Source organism: Rhodococcus sp. 14-2496-1d, assembly GCF_002259365.1.
Classification (GTDB): Bacteria; Actinomycetota; Actinomycetes; order Mycobacteriales; family Mycobacteriaceae; genus Rhodococcoides.
Map to the genome: position 1 here is coordinate 115,932 of NZ_NPFV01000016.1, position 12,994 is coordinate 128,925.

General features: G+C 65.9%; 12 protein-coding genes. 5 read left to right on the forward strand and 7 right to left on the reverse strand.

Annotated features, from left to right (window positions below):
* Nucleotides 1-16 precede the first annotated feature (16 nt).
* Together CH296_RS11565 and CH296_RS11570 are read right to left on the reverse strand one after the other, a co-directional pair.
* Entirely contained in the window at nt 17-1,105 is a 1,089-nt protein-coding gene (locus tag CH296_RS11565) for a PDR/VanB family oxidoreductase (RefSeq protein WP_256980421.1), read from the reverse strand.
* Between the two features lie 17 nt (nt 1,106-1,122).
* Entirely contained in the window at nt 1,123-2,037 is a 915-nt protein-coding gene (locus tag CH296_RS11570; protein ID WP_032395475.1) for a metal-dependent hydrolase, read from the reverse strand.
* Between the two features lie 113 nt (nt 2,038-2,150).
* On the opposite strand from CH296_RS11570, the gene CH296_RS11575 reads away from it, so the two are divergent.
* Nucleotides 2,151-2,723, forward strand: coding sequence for a TetR/AcrR family transcriptional regulator (locus tag CH296_RS11575; RefSeq protein WP_094684795.1), 573 nt, complete (start codon nt 2,151-2,153; stop codon nt 2,721-2,723).
* Nucleotides 2,724-2,735: 12 nt separating this feature from the next.
* Here the strand turns inward: CH296_RS11575 and CH296_RS11580 are convergent, their stop codons facing one another.
* Nucleotides 2,736-3,347, reverse strand: a complete 612-nt coding sequence (locus tag CH296_RS11580) for a TetR/AcrR family transcriptional regulator (RefSeq protein ID WP_094684857.1) — start codon at nt 3,345-3,347, stop codon at nt 2,736-2,738.
* 138 nt (nt 3,348-3,485) lie between these two features.
* Here CH296_RS11580 and CH296_RS11585 point away from each other — a divergent pair, with 138 nt between their 5' ends.
* The 4 genes from CH296_RS11585 to CH296_RS11600 are packed head-to-tail and all read left to right on the forward strand — an operon-like array spanning nt 3,486 to nt 6,968.
* A complete protein-coding gene (locus CH296_RS11585; protein ID WP_094684796.1) occupies nt 3,486-4,913 on the forward strand; it encodes an FAD-dependent oxidoreductase in 1,428 nt (475 codons plus the stop codon).
* Complete coding sequence (locus CH296_RS11590; protein ID WP_094684797.1) at nt 4,895-5,374, forward strand: SRPBCC family protein; 480 nt, start codon at nt 4,895-4,897, stop codon at nt 5,372-5,374. The genes CH296_RS11585 and CH296_RS11590 overlap by 19 nt, the downstream gene beginning before the upstream one ends.
* A complete protein-coding gene (locus CH296_RS11595; RefSeq protein ID WP_094659053.1) occupies nt 5,371-6,306 on the forward strand; it encodes a carbohydrate kinase family protein in 936 nt (311 codons plus the stop codon). Before CH296_RS11590 ends, CH296_RS11595 begins: the two co-directional genes overlap by 4 nt.
* Nucleotides 6,306-6,968 (forward strand): class II aldolase/adducin family protein, encoded by a 663-nt coding sequence (locus CH296_RS11600; RefSeq protein WP_094684798.1) that lies wholly within the window; start codon nt 6,306-6,308, stop codon nt 6,966-6,968. Before CH296_RS11595 ends, CH296_RS11600 begins: the two co-directional genes overlap by 1 nt.
* A gap of 4 nt (nt 6,969-6,972) precedes the next feature.
* Here CH296_RS11600 and CH296_RS11605 read toward each other — a convergent pair whose 3' ends face one another.
* The 4 genes from CH296_RS11605 to CH296_RS11620 form a co-directional block, all read right to left on the reverse strand.
* Nucleotides 6,973-8,463 carry an aldehyde dehydrogenase family protein gene (locus CH296_RS11605; protein WP_094684799.1) on the reverse strand — a complete coding sequence of 497 codons (1,491 nt, stop codon included), beginning with the start codon at nt 8,461-8,463 and terminating at the stop codon, nt 6,973-6,975.
* The gene (locus CH296_RS11610) at nt 8,460-10,007 is read right to left on the reverse strand and encodes a long-chain fatty acid--CoA ligase (RefSeq protein WP_094684800.1); all 1,548 of its coding nucleotides are present in this window, start codon (nt 10,005-10,007) and stop codon (nt 8,460-8,462) included. The genes CH296_RS11605 and CH296_RS11610 overlap by 4 nt, the downstream gene beginning before the upstream one ends.
* A gap of 132 nt (nt 10,008-10,139) precedes the next feature.
* Nucleotides 10,140-10,769, reverse strand: a complete 630-nt coding sequence (locus CH296_RS11615) for a TetR/AcrR family transcriptional regulator (protein WP_306436613.1) — start codon at nt 10,767-10,769, stop codon at nt 10,140-10,142.
* A gap of 28 nt (nt 10,770-10,797) precedes the next feature.
* Nucleotides 10,798-12,972, reverse strand: a complete 2,175-nt coding sequence (locus tag CH296_RS11620) for a 3-hydroxyacyl-CoA dehydrogenase NAD-binding domain-containing protein (protein WP_094684858.1) — start codon at nt 12,970-12,972, stop codon at nt 10,798-10,800.
* Between the last annotated feature and the right edge of the window lie 22 nt (nt 12,973-12,994).

The following is a 12,994-nucleotide window of genomic DNA, read 5'->3' on the forward strand; positions in this document are numbered from 1 at the left end:
AGGGTATAGGCTCCTTCTACAGATCGAGGACGAGAGCTTCGCCGTCGACGGCAGCGCGCGAGACACACAGGGTGAGTGAGTTCTCGCGTTCGGCCGTGCTCAGAACGCGATCTCGGTGCTCGACGCGTCCGGCGACGAGACCGACGACGCACGCTCCGCAGAAGCCTTGCCGACACGAGAACGGCTGATCCGGCCTGGACCGGCGGAGTGCGTCGAGAGCGGTCTCCCGCGCACCGACCTCGATGGTGTCTCCCGAGCGATCGAGCTTCAGCACGAACGGCATGCCGTCGACCACCGCTGCAGGCGCGAACAACTCGGTGTGGAATTCACGAACGGCCGTACTGGCGAGGGACTCGTCGCGGAGCCTGCCCGACAGCGCCGCGGGCCCGCAGACGTACATCGCGGAGTTGCCCATCCCGAGATCGACGATGTCCTCCGGAACCGGAAATCCGTCGATATCATCGGTTTTGACGATCACATGCCCGCGCGAGGTCAGTGCCAACTGCTGCAGTAGGGCAACGAACGGCAGACTCGCTCGAGAGCGACCGTGGTAGTACAGCGTCCACCGCGCCCCGTCCCGGACGGCGCGTTCGATCATCGCCCGGATGGGGGTGATGCCGATTCCGGCGGCCACGAAGAGGTAATGCTCGGCCTCCGCCATCGGAAAGGCATTGCGGGGCCCTCGAACTCGCAGGACATCGCCTGGTGAGAGCGCGTGGATCTCGGTGGACGCTCTACCGCCGGGGATCTTGCGGACGCTGATGCGGTAGTGATCACCTGACCCGGGTCGACCGGCGAGTGAGTACTGCCGCACCGAACCGGACGGAGTGGTGACGTCGATGTGAGCTCCGGGTTGCCATGTCGGTAGTGGTGCACCGTCCCTGCGCGAGAGCAGCAGCGAGCGAACGTCCTCGGCCTCGTCGATCGTATCGTCGACGACGGTCTCGAATTCGTATCCGACGCTTCGTCGGGGCCGCGCCGGAGACAGGGCCGTCACGATCGGCGAATCGGTGACGAGCCTGGCGTAGAAACGGGACGCGGCACCGATGGCGCGAAGTCCCCGTCCCGGTGCCGTCACGGTGATCTCGCCGAGATGGCTGTGCACCGGAGGCACTGTGGTCGTCACTGCTGGGCCGCCAGCGCCGCGGGGGAGACTGCCAGGTACTGCACGGCCTTGTCGATGTCGCCCATCTTCGAGGGGTGGAAGCCGGGACGGATGTACAGGGCGAGCTGCACGAACAGGAACGACAGGCCCGGTATCAGGTGCTTGCGTGACGCTCGTGCGAACGCGATCGGCCACGGGGCGCGCAGCCGCCGCGTACCGGTTCGTGGCGTGGCGACCGAATTCCTGTACAGGTACGCGGCGGTACTGAACCACAACACGGCCAACCCAGCGCTGGCGATCACCGCGGTTCGGGCGCGGCGGAATGCGCCACCGTCGACGTACTGGAACGCATCGAATGCGACATTGCGGTGTTCGAGTTCTTCCGCTCCGTGCCAACGCAACAGATCCAGCATCGTCGGGTCGACGCCGATGCGGTCGAATTCGGCATTGTCGAGCAGCCACTCGCCTACCACTGCGGTGAAATGCTCTGCTGCTGCATAGATTCCGAGGCGCTCGTTCAGCCATGCCTTGCCTGCGCGGCCGGTGAGGCCGTGATCGCCGAACACCACACCCACGGCGAAGCGGATGCGCTGCAGAATCGGTTCGATGTCCACTCCGTGCGCGACGAGGTAGGTGCGGAAGCTTTCGTGGGAGGACGCGTGCGTGGCTTCCTGGCCGACGAATCCCACGACTTCCTCGTGCAGTCTGCGGTCGTCGATGTACGGCAGCGCGCGGGCGAACACGTCCGCCATCGCTCGTTCTCCCTCGGGCAGAACCAGGTGCATCACGTTCCAGAAGTGGGTGGCGTACCACTCGTGGGGGATGTACTGGAGTGGAACTCCGGACCAGTCGAATGTCACCGCGCGCGCCACTATCGCGTAGGACTCGTCCGTGTACTGCTCGTCCGAGTCGCCCGCCTTGTTCCGAGACATTCGAGACTCCGTTTCTTCGAGATCGTGCTGCTGCTGCCAGCGATGCTACATAGCAACATATTATGTTGCAATGTTGCACCGAATAGACGGTGGACGGCCGATAGGATCGAGCGATGCATCCAGATGGGGACAACGGGCCGATTCTCGATGCCGCCTTGGAACTGTTCGGTGAGGTCGGAATTCCTCGAACCACCATCGGCGACGTCGCGAAGCGCGCCAAGATCAATCGCGTGACCGTCTATCGCCGCATCGGATCGAAGGACGAACTCGTTCGGGCCGTCATGGCGCGGGAGTCGTCGCGGCTGTTCGCGGCGGTGGCAGCTGCGGCTGCCGAACAGAGGTCACGTGCGGATCGGGCGGCACACGGATTCGCCACGACCATCGACTCGGTGCGAACGAACCCTGTGCTCTTGAAGATGTTCGACTCCGAGAGCTCGCTGGTGCTCGAGCAATTGACCACCAACGCATCGGCACTGCTCGTGACCGCGATCAACGCTGCCACGCACATCACCAGGGGTGAACTGGAATCGGACACCTTCGCCGTGCCGGACGCACCGGAAATTGTTGTGCGCGTGGTCCATTCGATCCTACTGACACCCTCGGCCGCCGCCCCGCTCGATACCTACGACGAGCTGCTCGCGTTCGCGCACCGCAGCATCGTGCCGCTTCTCGTAGGTGTCGACTAGCGGTATCCGGGCTCAACCTCGCGGCGCGTACGAGTCGAGCACGCGCAACAGGGCATCCTTCAGTTCCGCCCGATTGCCACCCGGTGTCGGCCTTGCGATCTCGTGCAGGGTGTAGCCGTCGATCAGGGCCAGGAAATGTCGAGCCGGTAGGTGTGGTTCGGCGATCCCGAATGCCCCCAACGCCGCTTCGGCCGCCTCCTCGATCATCCGCATGATTCGGTGCACCGAATCCGCCAGCTCGGGCCGTCTGCGCACGGCGAGGTACGCCTCGAACTGGACGAGGGAGTCGTCGTCCTCGGGGGAGGACAGCAGCGAGACGAGGTCCATGATCGCGTCGGCCAGATCGTCGCGAGTGAGCCCGCCTGCGTTCGCGACGTCCAGTAGAGCCGTGACCTTCGCCGTCACGTTCTCGGCGATACGAGTTATTGCGGCATCGATGAGTTGGCCGACCGAGCCGAAGAAATAGCTGGTGGTCGACGGCGGGAAGCCGGCGGTTTCGGCCACGGACCGAAACGAGACGCGTTCGAGTCCGCGTGTTCCGATCACGCCGATGGCCGCGTCGACCAGCGCGTCGCGGCGCTCTTGGCCGCGCGCGTATCGAGTCTTCCGGCGCTCTTCGGTCATGGCTGCAACGTTAGTCGGAGTGCTGTCTTCCACCTCCATCGCTGTGCTCTCCATCAGGCGCTTTTAGTCAATCCTGGCCGAATGGCCAATATTGGGTTACTGTCGCCGCTACATCGAACAGCCCGGAAAGGAGCACCCATGACCGAGATGTCGCAGGCCCCGCACGTGGACGTAGTGGTCGTCGGCGCAGGACTCGCGGGTCTGACCGCCGCCAGGGAACTGACGGCCGCAGGATTGACCGTGCAGGTCCTCGAGGCCAGGAACCGGGTGGGTGGGCGCACGGTCAACCACGCACTCGGTGAGAACTCGGTCGTCGAGACCGGCGGGCAGTTCGTGGGTCCGACGCAGGACCATGTCCTCCGCCTGGCCGCATCGGTGGGCGTCGGGACGTTCCCCGCGTACGACACCGGATCGAGCATGTACGTCAAGAACGGAAGCGCTCGACGCTTCGACGGCGGGGTGCCGCCGGATCTGGCGGCACTACCCGATGTCGGTGTGCTCGTGGCGCGAATCGATCGGGCTGCCAAGCAGATTCCCGTCGACCGACCGTGGTCGGCACCCCGAGCACGCGAGTGGGACACCCAGACTCTCGCCACCTGGGCCCGGAGGCACTCGGCCACCGCCGGTGGGGTGGAACTGCTCGACATCCTGCTCGGTTCGGTGTTCGGTGGCACGTCCGCCGACGCATCGGCGCTCTTCGGCCTGGCGTACGTAGCCGGGGCGGGAAACGAGTACACCCCCGGCACCGTCGATCGGTTGATGAGTGTCGCCGGTGGAGCACAACAGTGGAGATTCCTCGGTGGCTCACAGGCGATCTGCATCGAAATTGCGAAGCAGCTCGGTGACGCCGTCCGGCTCGACACCCCGGTTCGACGTGTGGAGCAGTATCCGGATCGCGTGGTGGTGTGCAGCGACACCGAATCATGGATCGCTCGATCGGCGGTCGTCGCGATTCCGCCCGTTCTGGTCACCCGAATCGACTGGAGCCCCGCGCTTCCCGCACCGCAGGAGGCGTTGTTCCAGCGAATGAACTTCGGCGGCCTGGCCAAGTGCGAGGCCGTGTACCCCGAACCGTTCTGGCGCGCGAGCGGGCTCTCCGGCCAGGCGCTCTTTCGCGACAGCGACGTACCGGTGTCCTCGATGTTCGACAACTCACCACCCGACGGAAGCCAGGGAGTGCTGATGGGATTCGTCGGCACCTGGGGTGCACGCCACCGCGGCGGCCGGAACTGGTCGGACGGCACCGACGCCGAACGACGCGGCGAGGTGCTGCGCGCCTTCGCTTCCGCCGTCGGGCCGCGCGCGCTCGAACCGACGGAATGGATCGAGCTCGATTGGACTCGCGAGCACTGGACCCGCGGCGGGCCCACCGCCGTTCTTGCCCCCGGAGTGCTGACCGAACTCGGCCGGTGGCGAGACACTGCGTTCGGCCGAGTGCAGTGGGCAGGAGCCGAACACTCCGACTACTGGAACGGGTACATGGACGGGGCTGTGCGATCGGGTGAAAACGCAGCAGCAGCAATACTTTCGACCGAAGGAGAGCTCTCGTGGAACAACGCTTCGTAGTCTCGGCCCATCGCACCCTCTCGGTGAGCCCCGAGGAAGTGTGGGCATTGACCGCCGACACCGGTCGGTACGCAGAGTGGGTCACCGACGTCCGGTCGGTCATCGCTCATCATGGCACCGCACGCACAGGTGGTGTGTACACGGAGGAGGTGGCGACGCTCGGCCGCTTCACCACTCACGCCACATGGACCGTCCGGGAGCTGGAACCGAACCGACTGCGAATCGATTCGGGTCAGGGTTTCGCGCCACTCGTCAACGTGGCGAACGTCTTTCGCTTCACGTCGCTCGCCGGCGGTACCTCCACCGCGATGACCTTCGAATTCTGGTTCGATGTTGCACCGAGCTGGATGGGGCGTGTGGTGCGGCCCATCGCGACCGCCGGGATGTCCGCACGATTCGACGTCTCGATGTGCAACCTCGAGGCGCTGATCCTCTCCGAGCGAACTGCGACGATCCGATGAGAGCACCGGCGGAGGTCCTCACCCTGGGGGTGCACATACTCGACACTCTGGTGCGGCCGGTGTCCGAGATTCCCGACGGTCAGGCGGCGGTCCTGGCGGAGCAGATCGCGATGTCGGCCGCGGGTACGGCCGCGGGAACGGCACTGGTGCTGTCCCGACTGGGTGCCGCGGTACACACCGCGGGAGTGGTCGGTGGTGATTCGGCAGGCACGTTCCTACTGCAGCTCCTCATCGACGACGGAGTGGACGTCTCCCTCGTTCACCGCATGGACGGGGTCCAGACCTCGGCATCGGTACTGCCGATCAGGCCGGACGGATCCCGGCCGGCTCTGCACGTGATCGGAGCCAACGGCTATCTGGCTCAGCATGTTCCGTGGAACATGTTTCACAACGTCGACTTCCTGCATCTCGGGGGGCCCGAGTTCTACGGACCGGACACCGCGCGCGACATCGCACGCCGCGCCCACGAGGACGGTGTCGTCGTCACCGTGGACAGCCTGGCCCCGTCCGTTCCGGAAGGGCTCGGTGCGTTCGCGGCCGCGCTGCCCCATGTGGACTACCTGTTGCCCAACGACGAGCAGGTCCTCGGCTGGACCGGCTGCGCCACTGTCGAGGACGGGTGTCGTCGACTGCTCGAGCTCGGAGCGTCCTGCGTGGTGGCCACCGCGGGCGCGTCGCCCACTCTCGTCGTCACGACCGACAGTGTCGTCGAGGTCCCCGCGTTCTCCGTGGACGTGGTGGACACCAGTGGATGCGGAGATGCGTTCTCGGCCGGGTTCGTTCGCGGCCTGTCCCTGAGCATGAACGTCGTCGAGGCAGCCGAACTCGGCAATGCGACCGCGGCTCAGGTTGCGCAGGGACTCGGTACCGATTTCGGCACCTACGACCTCGAGTACGTTCGGACGTTCGCACGCACCTGCCGGACCGTCTGATGTCGGTCGACGTGGAGGAGCTACGGCAGTCCGTCGCCGAGACCGCCCGGCAACTGGGCCGCAAGGGCTTGGTTCTCGGCACCGCAGGCAACGTCAGCGCACGCGCGGGTGATGTGGTGGCGGTGACGGCGACCGGGCTGGTGTTGGCGGACGCGACGATCGGGGACGTCACGCTCGTCGGTACGGACGGAATCGTCCGCGCAGGACCAGGTGAACCGACCTCGGAACTGGGTCTGCACCTCGGCATCTACGCGTCGTCCGAGGTTCGTGCCGTCGTGCATGCGCATTCCTCGGCGGCCGTTGCACTGTCGCTCGTCGCGGACGAACTGCCGCCCGTTCACTACGCGCAGCTGTCCCTCGGCGGCAGGGTTCCGGTGGTGCCGTTCGCGCCGTTCGGTACGGCGGAGCTCGCCGACCTGGTGGTGACCGCGATGCGGTCGAGGTCGGCGGTGATCATGGCCCATCACGGATCGGTGGCCACCGGTCACGATCTCGCGGCCGCACTGTCGAACATCGAACTGCTCGAATGGCTGTGCGGGGTGTATCTGTCCGCTGCCGCAGCGGCGACCCCACGCGCCATGACCGACGCGCAGTTGGCGGCGACCCTCGACGAGGTGGTGCGACGGTCGTACGGCACCACCGCGCGGCGCGCAGAGGACTGACCGATCACCGACGGTGACGGAGTGCGAGCAGGCGGTCGATCAGCGGCATGACCCAGCGCTTGCGGTGGAGCGTCACCAGCTCGAATCCGGGGATGTCGAACAGCTTCGTGACGCGGCTGTGAGTGCGGCAGAACTCGGCGAACCCCTCGTCGCCGTGTACCCGCCCGAAGCCGCTGGCACCGACACCACCCATCGGAACAGATCCCATTCCGGCGAACGCGATCACCGAATTGACGGTGACCTGACCGCACACCAGCTGCGCCGCAATCTCTTTGCCCTGCCTGCGGGAGAACACCGAAGCGCCGAGAGCGTACCGATGATCGTTGCTCAGCTCGATCGCCTCGTCGATGCTGTCGACCTCACGGACGGTGACCGTGGGGCCGAAGGTCTCCTCGCGAACGGCCGAGCAGCTCTCGGGGGTGTCCACCAACACGGTGGGCCCGACGAATCGCTCGCCGATCGAGGACAGTCCGCCGATCAGTGCTCGACCACCCGCCGCCTCGGCGTCGGCGAGATGGCGTCGAACGATGTCGATCTGGCCGGGCATCGTCATCGGCCCGTAGGTGGCCGACGCATCACCACCGGGCCGGATGGAGCGCGCATGCTGCACGAGAGCGCCGGTGAATTGTGCTGCGACACTCCGCTCCACGTACACCCGCTCGACTCCGACGCACGTCTGCCCGCTGTTGCCGAATGCTCCCCAGGCCACCGCCTCGGCTGCTGCCGCGATGTCCGCGTCCGCAGCGATGATCACCGGATCCTTGCCGCCGCATTCCACGACCACCGGTGTCAACGTCTCGGCGCACGTGGCCATGATCTTCGAGCCGGTTCTCGTCGAGCCCGTGAACGCCATCTTGTCCACACCCGATCGGCACAGCGCGGCACCGGTCTCGCCGTATCCGGTCACCAGCGACAGAATGCCCAGTGGCAGAGACGGATTGGCTTCGTGGAACGCGCGGACGTATCGTGCCGCAACCGCGGGGGTGTATTCGCTCGGCTTGAACACCACGCAGTTACCTGCTGCCAGCGCCGAACCGATCGCACTGTTGGGTGCATACAGGGGGTAGTTCCACGGACCGATGACGCCCACGACACCGAGTGCCACCGTCTCCACGTGAGCGGAGTAGTTCGCGAGCAGCAACCCGGGGCCGACTCGGCGCGACCGCATGAGCTTCGGTGCCTGCTTCTCCGCCCACGCGATGTGCTCGAGGGTCAGTACGATCTCGAGCAGTGCATCGTCGGCGGGTTTGCCGTTCTCGCGGTGAATGAGATCGACGAATTCGGTTCGATGACTCCAGATTTCGTGTCGCCATGCCCGCAGGTGTCGGGCGCGAGAACGTGGCGGCAGCGAGGCCCATGTGCGCTGTGTCTTTCGCGCGAGTCCGACCGTCCGCGCGACGGACTCCGCCCCATCGACGGGGAACGAGGCGACCGGACCGTCGTCGATGGGGGAGAAGGAATCGAACGTGGTTCGCGCCTGGACCTGGCTGGTCACAGGGACGCTCCGAGCGCGTCCTTCGCCACGTGGGCGTCCCGCAGTTCGCGCTTGAGGATCTTTCCCGCGCCGCTCATGGGCAGCGCGGTGACGAACTCGATGGTGCGCGGGGTCTTGTATCCGGCAACGTAGCTGCGGGTGTGATCGCGAAGTTCTTCGACCGTCGGCGAGGTGCCATCGGCCAACACGACACAGGCGTGGACGCGCTCGCCCCATTCGCCGTCGGGCACACCGATCACGGCGCAGGCCAGGACGGCGGGATGGCGGCTCAGTGCGCTCTCGACCTCTGCGCTGTAGACGTTCTCGCCGCCGGTGATGATCATGTCCTTGAGTCGATCGACGACGAACAGGAATCCGTCGGCGTCGAGGTAGCCCACATCGCCGGTGTGCATCCAACCGTCGCGAACGGCCGCGGCGGTCTCGTCCGGCTTGTTCCAGTAGCCCAGCATCACGTGTCCACCGCGAACACAGATCTCGCCGACGGATCCGGTGGCCAACTGCTCGTCGTCGGGGCCGAGAATCTGGATCTCCGAGTGCGGGGCCGCGCGACCGGCCGAGCCGATGCGTTCTCCCACATGGTGTTCCGGCCAGAGCAGCGATGCGACCGGTGCGAGCTCGGTCATGCCGTAGGCCTGAGTGAGACGGGCCTGCGGGAGGCGTGCCAGGGTGCGCTCGAGGACGCCTGCGGAGATCGAGGATCCTCCGTACAGCACACGACTGAGCGAGGAGGTGTCGAACTCGCTCAATGCGGGGTGGTCGACCAGAAGCTGAATCATCGTCGGCACCAACAACACATCGGTAATCGAATGCTCGGCGATCGCGCCGAGGACGGCGGTCGGCTCGAAGAACGGAACCATGACGTGGGTACCGCCGAGCATGACCTGCCCCACCCACGCGGCCAGATCGGCGAGGTGGAACATCGGAGCGGCATGGAGCAGGATCGATGCGTCGTCGAGCAGCTGTCCGGTCGCCACCGTTCCCAGGCCGGAGGTGACGAGGTTCGCGTGCGAGAGCATGACGCCCTTGGGGAAGCCGGTGGTGCCGCCGGTGTAGAAGAGTCCTGCGAGTGCGTCGCCGCTACGGCGGGCGTCGGGGACGGGATCGTGGGACGAGACCAGGTCCTCGTACGAGACCATGCCCTCGGGGGTGGCGCCGTCTCCGCAGTAGACGATGGTCTGCAGGCCGGCACATGCCGGGCGCAGTGCCGGGACCATCGCACCGAAGGTGTCGTCGACCAGCAGGACCTTGGTGTCGGAATCGTTGAGTGCGTACGCGACCTCCACGGGCGACCATCGGATGTTCACGGGGTTGAGCACGGCGTCGGCCCACGGCACCGCGAGCAGGTACTCCGAGTAACGGTCGCTGTTGAACGCCAGCATCGCAACTCGATCGCCGGACTCGACGCCGATGGAGTGCAGGCCTGCCGCCAGTCGTGCCACTCTGTCGATCTGTTCGGCGAAGGTACGAACGCGATCGCCGAACACCGTCGCTGCGCGGTTCGGAGTCGTTGCGGCGGAGCGATGCAGGCCTTGGGTGAGATACATGTCGAGTCCCTTGTGCGAGAGGGGGCGAGGGCGCCCGGGTGAATACCGTCACAGTTCCACCTTGTTGGCACTGTGTCAATAGTGGAGGTGTAGGGCGACCCGGCTGGCGATTCCGCGAAAACGGTTGTCTTGCTAACGTTCCCGAGCGTCGTCGAAGGAACGTGCGGTTGCGAGAACGGTGACGAGCACATCCGTCAGCAGAGTCTCGACCTGCTCGCGCGTCAGTGTGCCGCGCACCAACCACTCGCGGCCCGCTGCCTTGACCATGCCGCCGAACGCGCGCACCGCAGACGTCGCGATGCGACGGTCACCGCCTCTGCCCTCGAATGCCGTTGCGTCGAGCACGCGTTCGGCAGCCAGATCGTCGGCCTCGTCGAGAATCTGCGCCACCTGTTCGTCCACACCCGAACCGCTCGCCATCGACACCCACGCCGTGCCGTGTGTCTCGATCACCCCCACCAGCCAGTGCACACTGCCACGGGCCCGCTCCTCGAGTGAGCCCGTGGGCAGATGTACGTCCTCGATCGGCGGCACCGTGACCAGGAAGCGAACACTCTCGAGGTACAGATCGCGTTTGCTGCCGATGTAGTGGTGAATGAGCCCGCGGGCGACGCCGGCCGAGGCGGCGACGTCCGACATCGACACCTCGGCGTACGGCTTGTCGCCGAACAACCGAACGGCGCTGGCCAGGATCTGTGTCCGACGCTCGTCCGGTTCGAGTCGATTCCACTTGGGTGTACTTGCAGCCGGCATGGTTCTCATGATCGCACCGAGCCGACTCCGTGAGGCGTCAGAGGTACCGCTCGGTGCGCGAGCGCAGTGACCTCGGTACGACGAACCGATCGCCATACCGTGCCCGCAGCTCGTCGGCTCGATGTACGAACCCCTGCGGCCCGCCGTCGAACTGATCGACGAACTGCAGCACCCCGCCGGTCCAGGCGGGATAGCCGATGCCGAGGATGGAGCCGATGTTCGCATCGGCGACCGTGCGTAGGACTCCCTCGTCCAGGCATGCGACCGAGTCCAGGGACTGTGCGATCAACATCCGATCCATCATGTCCTCGAACGGAATTCCATGATCGGGGCGGTGGTAGTGCTCCACCAGGCCCGGCCACAGCCCCGCCTTGGTGCCGTCCTCGGCGTACTCGTAGAAGCCGCGACCGCCCTTGCGGCCGGGCCGATCGAACTCGTCGACCAGCCGATCGACCAGAGCATACGAATTCGACACGATCCACGGTCGACCCTCGGCGCGGGCGGCCTGCGCCATGCCCTCGCGGATGTGCCTGGACAGGGTCAACGAGATCTCGTCCATGAGAGCCAACGCACCGGACGGGTAGCCCGCCTGGAGAGCGGCCTGCTCGACGGTGGCGGGGTGAACGCCCTCCGCGACCAGCGAGATCGCCTCGTCCATGAACCGGCCGATGACGCGAGTGGTGAAGAAGCCGTGACTGTCTGCGACGACGATCGGCGTCTTGCCGATCAGACGGACGAAGTCGAATGCGCGGGCCAGAGTGGAATCACTGGTGTGTTCTCCCACAACGATTTCCACCAACGGCATCTTGTCCACCGGAGAGAAGAAGTGCGTGCCGACGAAGTCCGAGGTGCGCGAGACTCCCGTCGACAGCTCGGTGATGGGCAGGGTCGAGGTGTTCGAGCACAGCAGTGCGTCGGCGGTCAGATACTTCTCGACGGCCTCGAACGCGCCCTGCTTGACGGCGGGATCCTCGAACACGGCCTCGACGACCAGATCGCATCCCTCGGCATCGGCCGCGTCGGAACTGGGTGTGATCCGCGCGAGCACCGCATCGGCGTCGGCCTGGGTCGTGCGCCCCGTCGCGACGGCCTTGCCGAGAATCGAACGCGCGTAATCCTTTCCACGCTCGGCGGATTCGATCGAGACATCACGCAGTACGACGGGGACCGTGGCCGACGCGACGACGTAGGCGATGGCGGCACCCATCATCCCGGCACCGATCACCAGCACCTTCTCGGGTACCCGGTGCGGTTCGCCGCTCGGACGAGAGCCGCCCTTGTTGATGGATCCGAGATCGAAGAACATCGATTGGATCAGATTGCCCGAGACCGGACCGCAGGCGAGTGCGGTGCAGTGTCGGGTTTCCACGATCGACGCCGACTCGAAGTCGAGCACCGACCCTTCCACCGCGGCAGCAACCACCGCGATGGGGGCGGGCATGGGTGCACCCTTGACCTGCTTGCGCACCGTGGCCGCGAAGGCAGGCAGCTGCGCAGCCAACGCGGGTGAGGCCGCGGTGCCGCCGGGAATCTCGAACCCCTTCCTGTCCCAGGGCTGCACTGCAACGGGATTGGCGACGATCCAGGCACGTGCGTTCGCCATCATCTCCTCGTGGGTGTCGACGACCTCGTCGATCAGTCCGATCTCGAGTGCCTTGGCCGGCCGGTAGCGTTGTCCCTGGCCCACCACCTGGGTCAATGCGCCGACGATTCCGAACATCCGCACCGTTCGGGTGACGCCGCCCGTGCCAGGGAGCAGACCGAGGGTTACCTCGGGAAGGCCGAAGCGGGAGTTGCTTCTGTTCACTGCAATTCGGTGATGGCAGGCCAGCGCGATCTCGAAGCCGCCACCGAGCGCGGTGCCGCCGAGTGCAGCGACGACGGGCTTGCCCAGCTTCTCGAGCCGACGGAACTTGTCCTTGGTGAAGTCGAGGGCGTCGGCGATGGCCTTGTGGTCGTTGGGTCCTGCGTCGCGCAGCAGTTCGAGGTCGCCACCGGAGAAGAACGAATCCTTTCCCGAGGTGACGATGATGCCGTCGTAGTCATCGACGTTGGCTTCGAGCCAGTCGACGGTCTGTCCGAGCGATTCGCCGAACGCGGTGTTCATCGTGTTGGTGGACTGCGTCGGGTCGTCGATCGTCAGCACGAGTACGCGGTCGGTCCCTATCTCGCCGGTGATCGTCGACGTCGTCAGTGCAGCAGAGGTATTCATCGTGTCCTCGGGTCGTTGTTCG

Bases quoted from the DNA above. Each gene is read 5' to 3' on its own strand.
- CH296_RS11570 (WP_032395475.1), bottom strand. From the start codon at position 2,037: ATGTCTCGGAACAAGGCGGGCGACTCGGACGAGCAGTACACGGACGAG.
- CH296_RS11575 (WP_094684795.1), top strand. From the start codon at position 2,151: ATGCATCCAGATGGGGACAACGGGCCGATTCTCGATGCCGCCTTGGAA.
- CH296_RS11580 (WP_094684857.1), bottom strand. From the start codon at position 3,347: ATGACCGAAGAGCGCCGGAAGACTCGATACGCGCGCGGCCAAGAGCGC.
- CH296_RS11585 (WP_094684796.1), top strand. From the start codon at position 3,486: ATGACCGAGATGTCGCAGGCCCCGCACGTGGACGTAGTGGTCGTCGGC.
- CH296_RS11595 (WP_094659053.1), top strand. From the start codon at position 5,371: ATGAGAGCACCGGCGGAGGTCCTCACCCTGGGGGTGCACATACTCGAC.
- CH296_RS11600 (WP_094684798.1), top strand. From the start codon at position 6,306: ATGTCGGTCGACGTGGAGGAGCTACGGCAGTCCGTCGCCGAGACCGCC.
- CH296_RS11610 (WP_094684800.1), bottom strand. From the start codon at position 10,007: ATGTATCTCACCCAAGGCCTGCATCGCTCCGCCGCAACGACTCCGAAC.
- CH296_RS11615 (WP_306436613.1), bottom strand. From the start codon at position 10,769: ATGAGAACCATGCCGGCTGCAAGTACACCCAAGTGGAATCGACTCGAA.
- CH296_RS11620 (WP_094684858.1), bottom strand. From the start codon at position 12,972: ATGAATACCTCTGCTGCACTGACGACGTCGACGATCACCGGCGAGATA.